The following is an 8,367-nucleotide window of genomic DNA, read 5'->3' as shown; positions in this document are numbered from 1 at the left end:
GTCGCGTACCCGATCGAGAGGAAGACCGGCTTGTCCTCGCGTACTGCACGCTGGAAGGCCTCCTCACCCCACGGAAACCAGTCCACGGGATTTTCTGCATGCTGGAGGAGGTACGGGCTCTTCTCGCGCAAGAGGCGGTTGCCCTTTTCGCCCGACCTGCCCGGTTGCCGGTTCTGCATACGCTGACTGGGGCCTTCCGGGATATCAGCCTTTCAGAAGCGACATCGGCTTCGTGCCGCTCCATGCCGGTATGCTTATCACTCCATTCACGACAACTATTCGTACAGTCCGGTCACCATGGATCCCCTTCCCTTCCTCATTGTCATTGCTTCCGGCATTGCCGTCATGTGTATCTCGGTCATGCTCGACAACCTCTGGGCCCAGGTCCTGCCGCTCCGGTTCCTCTACCTTATCGTACGGGCCCCGGGCGTTATTGTCCACGAGTGCTGCCACGTTATCGGCTGCATCCTGACAGGAGCGAAGATCACGAAGGTTGTCCTCCTGTCGCGGGAGGGTGGCTCTGTCACGTACACGCGCCCGAAGATCCCGGTGCTTGGCGATGTCATCATCAGCTCTGCGCCACTCTTCGGCATCCCGCTGGTGCTGTCCGGGATCACCATGCTCTTTTCTGGATACCTCGCTTGTGTCTTCCCGCCATTCCCGTCAGCCATCGATTCCGCCGGCACGCTCCATGCCCTCGCTGTCTCCGTGATCAGCATCTTTGACACGAACCTCGTCTCCGCGTTCCATCCATGGTTCCTGCTGTATCTTTACCTGACAACGAGTCTTGTCCTCTCCATGGCCCCGAGTTCGCAGGATCTTAAGAACGCAGCTTTCGGGATCGCGCTGGTTGCTGCATTGGGCATTGTCATCATCCTCTCCGGGATCCCGTGGGCAGTGGACATCCTCTGGAAAGTGACGAGCATCGCAGGAATGGGATTTACGCTCGGCCTCGCCTTCGGGCTCATCGCGCTTGTACTCTCGCTTCCCCTGTTCCTCTGGTACGCGTATATCAGCCGGCCACTGGCCCGCTGAAGATCGATCAGATCGGTATTAATTGATCCGGAGGGGTACCTATCTGCACTCATGGTGCGCGAGCCCGGACCCGAGAACAAGGAAACGAACGGTAATGGTGCGCGGCTGACCCCGGTCATGCAGCAGTACCACGAGATGAAAGAGCAGCATCCCGATACCATCCTGTTGTTCCGGATCGGGGACTTTTATGAAACCTTCAACGAGGATGCAAAGCTGGTCTCGCGCGAACTTGACATAGTCCTGACCTCCCGGTCAAAGAGCGGGGACAATCCCATCCCGCTCGCGGGTGTCCCGTACCATGCTGCGGAAGGCTACATTGCAAAACTGATCGCCAAAGGGTACCGCGTAGCAGTCTGCGAGCAGGTCGGCGATCCGAAGACCACAAAGGGAGTCGTGAAACGAGAGATCGCCCGTGTCATCACGCCCGGCACCGTGATCGATTCGGCCCTTGTTCCGTCAACCGCAGCCACGTACCTGATGGCCGCTCTTCCGGATGCGAAACAAAAAGAGTGGGGCATCTCGCTCCTCGATATCTCGACAGGAGAGTTCTTCGCTGCCATTGTCCCCCATGACCCCACTCTTGAATCCCTGAGATCGGAGATCGCCCGGTACCGGCCCGCAGAATGCATTGTCCCGGCAAATCTTCCAGACCTGTTCCGCGATCGTATCCGCGATACGGGTGTTATCGTGAATGCCTGCCGGGACGAGCTCTTCACCTGCGACCGGGCGGAAAAACTCCTCTGCGGGCACTTCGGTACTGCATCACTCGGGGGGTTCGGCTTTGAAAGCGAGTCCTGTGCCACCGGCGCGGCAGGGGCTGCCCTTGCCTATGCACTGGAGACCCAGCATGCCCCGTTGACCCACATCCGTGCCCTCTCGCTCCGGAACTCCTCCGAATCGCTGGTGCTGGACGCAGTCACGCTCCGGAACCTCGAGGTGCGGGAGAGCATCCGGGGGGGAAAAGGCGCAACGCTCCTCTCTTCGCTTGACCAGACAAAGACTCCGATGGGAAGCCGGCTCCTGGACCGGTACCTCTCCCGCCCGCTCACGGACATTGCCGAGATTAACCGTCGGCTGGACGCAGTGGAGTTTCTTACCGGCAGGACGACAGCACGGATCGCCTTCCGCGACAGCCTGAAGGCCTGCGCCGATATCGAGCGCATCGCGGCACGGATCGCGTACGGGAATGCCGGGCCCCGCGATCTGGTTGCGCTGGCAGACACCCTTGAAAGCCTGCCGGCCCTCAAGGAGTGCCTTTCCGGCACACAGGAAAATTTACCAGCACTTACAGCAGAAGCGATCGACGCCATTCACGACCTCACCGATACCATCGCACTCATCCGGAACGCCATTGCCGACGATCCGCCCGCAGTTGCACGGAACGGAGGGGTTATCCGGCATGGGTATAGCGACGAGCTCGACAGCATCCGCGGCGTGCTGCACTCCGGGAAGGACTGGATTGTTGAACTCCAGGAGAAGGAGCGCGAGGCAACCGGCATCAGATCCCTCAAGGTGGGATACAACCGGATCTTCGGGTATTACATTGACGTGACGAAACCCAATCTTTCGCTTGTCCCGCCCCGGTACGAACGCAAGCAGACCACAGCCACGGGCGAACGGTACACGATCCCCGAGCTGCGCGAGAAAGAGACACTCATCACCAACGCGGACGAGCGTGTGCTCGCGATGGAACGCGAACTCTACACCGCCCTCCTCGGAATCCTCAAAACTGATATTCCTGCCATCCAGGAAACCGCAAACGCCATCGCAGTTCTCGATGTTGCCGCCGCCCTTGCCGAAGCAGCGCAGGTGCGGAACTACGTGCGCCCGCAGCTGGACGAGAGCGATGCCATCGTCATCCGCGATGGCAGGCACCCTGTGGTGGAGCAGGGCGTCTCCGGGGGCTTTGTCCCGAACGACACCGAACTCTCTGGCAGTGGCACCCAGATCATGATCATCACCGGTGCTAACATGGCCGGTAAGTCCACCTACATGCGGGCTGCCGCGCTCATCTGTATCATGGCGCAGGCCGGTAGTTTCGTCCCGGCACGGCACGCACGGATCGGCATCCTCGACCGGATCTTCACGAGAGTCGGGGCATTCGATGACCTTGCAAGCGGCCAGAGTACCTTCTTTGTCGAGATGCTGGAACTGGCAAACATCCTCAACAATGTCACCCCAAAGAGTCTCGTAATCCTCGACGAGATCGGCAGGGGCACCAGCACCGCGGACGGTTCCTCGATCGCACGGGCCGTGCTCGAGTTCCTGCACGGAAAGGGCAGTGCAGGGCCAAAGACCCTCTTTGCCACGCACTTCCACGAGCTCATCGGCATGGAAGAAAAACTGAAGCGCGTGAAGAACTATCATTTCGCGGTGAAGGAGACAAAAGACGAAGTGGTCTTCCTCCGGAAGATCATCCCCGGTGCAACCGACAAGAGTTACGGTATCCATGTTGCACGGCTTGCCGGTATCCCGAAGAAGGTCACCGAACGTGCAGAGGCGCTCCTCGATGAGGACCTGAACGCCCCGGTAAAAAACGGGTCACGCCCGCAGAGGTACACCCAGATCCTCCTGGTCGATGACAAAGCAGAAGCCCCGGCTCCTGTAAAGAACCCGGTACTGGATGAACTTGAGGCCATCAACACGGACGAGATGACTCCCCTCCAGGCGCTCGCAACGATTGCTGACCTGAAGCGGAAACTACAAAGGGATGGCGGGACCCCATGAAACAAGGCAGCAGCCCCACGATTATCCGCGTACTCGACCAGGCAACCGTCAACAAGATCGCCGCGGGCGAAGTCGTGGAGCGCCCGGCCTCGGTTGTCAAGGAACTGGTCGAGAACTCCATCGATGCCGGTGCGCAATCGATACGGATCGATGTTATTGCATCGAAGAACGAGATAACCTCCATCAGCGTCACCGATGACGGTATGGGCATGGACCGGGAGAACGCCCTCCTTGCCTTCACCCCGCATGCAACAAGCAAGATCACGGAGATCCGCGACCTCGACACGATCCGCACACTGGGATTCCGGGGCGAGGCGCTCGCGAGCATCGCAGCAGTTGCCCGGGTTACGCTCACCACGAGACCTCGGGACGATGAACTCGCTGCCGGGACACGGATCGTCATTGCCGGTGGTGAAATTTTGGAGAACAGTGCCGTCGGTTCACCGGGCGGCACAACTATTCTCGTAGAGGACCTCTTCTACAATACGCCGGCCCGGAAAAAATTCCAGAAGAGCAGGGCAACCGAGCTTGCACACATCATCGGGATTCTTGAAGGAATCATCCTCGCCCACCCGACAATCGCGTTCCGGCTCACCTACAATGGAACGGAGCAGATCGTCACCGGCCGGAACGCGACACGGCTTGACACCATTGCCCGGATCTACGGGACAGCCACGACACGCGATCTTGTGCCGGTCTCCGGGACAGCCCCGCTCGTAACCGTCACGGGACATATCTCCCGCCCCTCTCTCTCGCGGAAAGACCGGGACCGGATCTTCCTCTCCATCAACGGGCGGTATATTTCGTCCCCTGCCATTACCAATGCCATCAAGGAAGGGTATGGCACCCTCCTGCCCAAAGACCGGTTCCCGGTCGCGTTCCTCGCGCTCGATATCGACACAACCCTTGTGGATGTGAATGTCCACCCGACCAAGAAACTCGTCCGCATCTCACGGGAGCCGGAGATTGCAGGCGCTGTCCGCGATGAAATAAAAAAGACTCTTGCGGGCCATGACCTTATCCCGGATATCCGGCCACCCGCAACGCCACAACCCATTGTTGCAGATGCTCCTGCTGCAATGACTGCATTGCCCCGTTCCCTCCCTTACCAGTTCCCCAAGTCAACACCACTGGTTGTCAGCGAACCAACCCATGCCGGAGTCACCGATTCCGACCGGCGGTTGCGCCAGACCGAACTCGCACCCGGGCCTGCACCCGCAGCAACCCTCCCGCCGCTCCGGGTCATAGGGGAGTTTGGCGGGATCTATATCCTTGCTACAACCGCATCGGGAGAGCTCATGATCATCGACCAGCATGCTGCGCATGAACGGATCCTGTACGAGCTGGCAGGACAACAGGACGACAGTGGAAAACGCGTACAGGAATTGATCGCGCCGGTCATGCTCCACCGCACTCCCCGAGAGAGTGCCGTGCTCACTGAACTCCTGCCAGCACTGCGGAACGAAGGATTCCAGATCGAGGAATTCGGCAAAGACACCTTCCTTGTCCGTACTGTCCCCATCGTTCTCGGGAAACTGGAGGACACGTCCCTGCTGGAAGCTATCATCAGCGACCTTGTCAGCACCGATCGCGGAGAGCGGGTCGACAACCGCGAGAGGATCACCCGCATTGTCGCGTGCCGGGGAGCCATCAAGGCCGGCACCATCTGCACACCCGAACAATGCCAGCGTGTCGCTGACCAGCTCCGGCTCACGAAGAACCCGTTCACCTGCCCGCATGGCCGGCCTACTATCATCCGGTTCTCGCGGGAGCAGCTGGACGGGATGTTTAAGCGGAATTGAACTTTTCTCAAATTTTTTTTTTCCTCCTTATCAGATCGCCCCCCCTTTGCGTCATCCCTGCCCCCAAGGGGGCAGGGGACGCTTACGATTCCTCTACATTTCCGGATTAAATCCGCGAAGAATCGTAATTCAGATCATTTCACGATCCGGTTCCCATCAACGGAACCCCCCACCTGAAGAACTGCCTGCCTGTGGCGGCAGTTCTGAAGGAAGGGGGGATGTCGAATATCATCAGAGATGAGACATGAGAAGATCCCAAAGGGATCTTCGAATTGGGGGGGACTCGCTCTCAATTGATTCTAAAAAAAACTTTGAATAGGAAATTGCCCTCACCTCAATCCTTATCACCCGTTTCGTTCCACCGTAGATGGATAACAGAAACCATGCCCTCCACCCAGCAACGCCTCACCGCTCCCGGCCCCCTTTTCACGCAAGAGGATATTCCCTCGTTCCAGGATCTCGTCCTCTCCCGGTACCGCTCCTCCGGCCGGAAATTCCCCTGGCGCGAGACAACCGATCCCTACGCTATCCTCGTCTCCGAGATTATGCTCCAGCAGACACAGGTAGGCCGCGTAGCCGAAAAATTCCCGCAATTCCTTGCAGCGTTCCCGGACTTCCCGACACTCGCCGCAGCCCCGCTCGCTGATGTCCTCGCAGAGTGGCAGGGCATGGGCTACAACCGGCGGGCCATCGCGCTCCAGAAATGTGCCCGTACCATCATGGAAGAATTCCATGGGCAGTTACCGGATGACCCGGAGATCCTTGCAACATTTCCGGGCATCGGCAAAGCCACCGCATCCTCCATCTGCGCCTTTGCCTTCAACCGGCCTGTCGTTTTTATCGAAACGAACATCCGGCGCGTCTTCATCCACTGTTTCTTCCTGGACAATGACATTGTTGATGACAGCACAATCCGGCCCCTGGTCGAAGCGGCCCTGTACCGCAAGAATCCCCGCGAATGGTACAATGCGCTCATGGACTATGGGACAGAACTCAAAAAGTCCGTCCCGAACCCTAACCGGCGAAGCGTTCACTACTCCAGACAGCCGGCCTTCGAAGGCTCTGACCGGAAGATCCGCGGGGAGATCTTAAGGCAGCTCCTTTCGGGAAAAAAACTGACTGAAAAGGTGCTTGTCAGCCACATTAATGAAGATCCTGGACGAACGCTGCGGATTCTCGCGGCCCTTGAAAATGAGGGATTCATCACGCGAACCGGAAGATCTTTTTCAATTATGGACAAGGGACAATGATGAGATGCCCGGAAGCCCTCCGCGTTATGGGTTTGTCACCAGCAAACAGTTGATAATATGCAGGTTCCCATACACCGGTACGATACGGGGAATGCACCATGCCTGACCTGAACTCCATTCCTGATGACGTGAGATGGCGGCTTGCCGCAGGGTTCTCTGCGAAAATGCCCTTTCTGTACGACCGGGCTTTCCGGGCGGAACTGGGCGACCGGTATGACGAGATCGAGCAGGAAGTCTGGATGGATGCGGCCGCATCTGCGTTCGAGATCGCAAAGACCCTTTCCCTTCCGGTGGGGACCGCAAAGGATCTTGCAGAGACCCTGCGGATCATCATGGTCATCCTCTTTGGCCCGGAGTTTAAAAGCGAGGCGCTGGACGTCTCAAAGGACGGTGCCGTCATCGTCGTAAAGAGATGCCCTTTCCTCTCCGGAAAAATCGATGCGGATAGCACCGGGGGGCATGCGTTCCGCAAGTGCATGGCCTTCACCCTGACAGCCATCCCCCGGCTCAACAAGGATTTCACCGGCCGGTTCGTCCGGACCATGTGCACCGGTGACCGCCAGTGCGAGATCAAGGTGGGAAAAGATGCGCCTGCCCTTCCCGGGAAAGCGGGAAAAAAGCAATTCTTGTTATTTCAGGTCGTACCCAATTGCCATGAAGATCAGGCCGAGATAGACCATGATCGCGTCCGGCAACGAGAACCCAACCTCGATCGTGTCGAGCCGCTTCAAATCCTGGATCGCGATCAGCACAAAACCGGTTACGAAGAATGCAATGCTGATCTGGGTTTTTGTTGCCTTGTCCATGGGTATCGTTCCTTAAAAGTACGTGGAGCGGGCCACAAAAAAAGGTTGTTGTCAGAAATTCCCGATGACAAGCGAGTACATATCCGCGGTTGTCACGGGCGGTTCTGCGATCGGCCCGACCGTGATCCTCTCATCCGGGTACCCGAGGTTTTCGCAGACAGCGACCTGCAGCGGCAGCCCGAGCCGCTGGAGCCGTGCATACAGTTCCTCGTCATCGAATTTCGGGTCGGCAAGGAGGAAGACGATCTTTCCCCGTTTCACTTCCTCGACCGTGTCGGCCATGCCCTTCTCGTGCCCGCGCCCGTGGGCAACAACCACCGAGACCCGCGACTGCGGGATGTGGAGCCGGGCGGTTGCGATCTGGAGCGACGAGATCCCGGGGATCACTTCGCCCTGCAAATACCCGAGCCCGGCCAGCATCGGGTCACCGGTCGAGAGGATCACGGAGTCCTGCGGAAGTCTTGAGAGGGCCTTGAAATCGTCGATTGATTTCACGCGGCAGGAGGCGGAGAGGAACGGGCGGGCAATGCCGATGGCCCGGTCCGAGCCGTACACGTTCCGGGCTGCGCGGAGTTCTTTTATCGCCTGTTCCGTGAGCAGCCCGGGGCCGCAGCCAACGCCGATAATCTTCATGCACTTTCTCCAATAATCTCGCCTTCGCGGTTCACGAGCACGACCCGGATCTGCGGGTAGCGTTTCCTGAATGCAGCAAGGTTCTTCTCAACTATTGCGGGAAAGGCCGGGGTG

Annotated in this window: 7 protein-coding genes; 4 read left to right on the top strand and 3 right to left on the bottom strand. The window is 58.6% G+C overall.

What is annotated here, in order from left to right:
• A partial coding sequence (locus CW742_RS03715) for a DUF255 domain-containing protein (protein WP_292416630.1) occupies nt 1–179 on the bottom strand: 179 nt, incomplete at its 3' end.
• Between the two features lie 118 nt (nt 180–297).
• Between CW742_RS03715 and CW742_RS03710 the strand changes: the two genes are divergently transcribed.
• The 4 genes from CW742_RS03710 to CW742_RS03695 all read left to right on the top strand — a co-directional run bounded on the left by CW742_RS03710 (nt 298) and on the right by CW742_RS03695 (nt 6,814).
• On the top strand, nt 298–1,035 hold the full coding sequence (locus CW742_RS03710; RefSeq protein ID WP_292416627.1) for a metalloprotease family protein: 738 nt from the start codon (nt 298–300) through the stop codon (nt 1,033–1,035).
• A gap of 51 nt (nt 1,036–1,086) precedes the next feature.
• Nucleotides 1,087–3,762 (top strand): DNA mismatch repair protein MutS, encoded by a 2,676-nt coding sequence (gene mutS, locus CW742_RS03705; protein ID WP_292416624.1) that lies wholly within the window; start codon nt 1,087–1,089, stop codon nt 3,760–3,762.
• Entirely contained in the window at nt 3,759–5,564 is a 1,806-nt protein-coding gene (gene mutL / locus CW742_RS03700) for a DNA mismatch repair endonuclease MutL (protein WP_292416620.1), read from the top strand. The genes mutS and mutL overlap by 4 nt, the downstream gene beginning before the upstream one ends.
• 383 nt (nt 5,565–5,947) lie before the next feature.
• Entirely contained in the window at nt 5,948–6,814 is an 867-nt protein-coding gene (locus CW742_RS03695; RefSeq protein WP_292416618.1) for an A/G-specific adenine glycosylase, read from the top strand.
• A 629-nt stretch (nt 6,815–7,443) separates the two neighbouring features.
• On the opposite strand, the gene CW742_RS03690 is transcribed toward CW742_RS03695, so the two are convergent.
• On the bottom strand, nt 7,444–7,620 hold the full coding sequence (locus tag CW742_RS03690; protein ID WP_292416616.1) for a hypothetical protein: 177 nt from the start codon (nt 7,618–7,620) through the stop codon (nt 7,444–7,446).
• A gap of 51 nt (nt 7,621–7,671) precedes the next feature.
• Nucleotides 7,672–8,253, bottom strand: coding sequence for a cobalt-precorrin-7 (C(5))-methyltransferase (locus CW742_RS03685; protein WP_292416613.1), 582 nt, complete (start codon nt 8,251–8,253; stop codon nt 7,672–7,674).
• Nucleotides 8,254–8,367 lie beyond the last annotated feature (114 nt).

This window comes from Methanoregula sp. (assembly GCF_002835825.1).
Taxonomy (GTDB): Archaea; Halobacteriota; Methanomicrobia; order Methanomicrobiales; family Methanospirillaceae; genus Methanoregula.
This window is presented reverse-complemented; position numbering and strand designations above follow the sequence as displayed.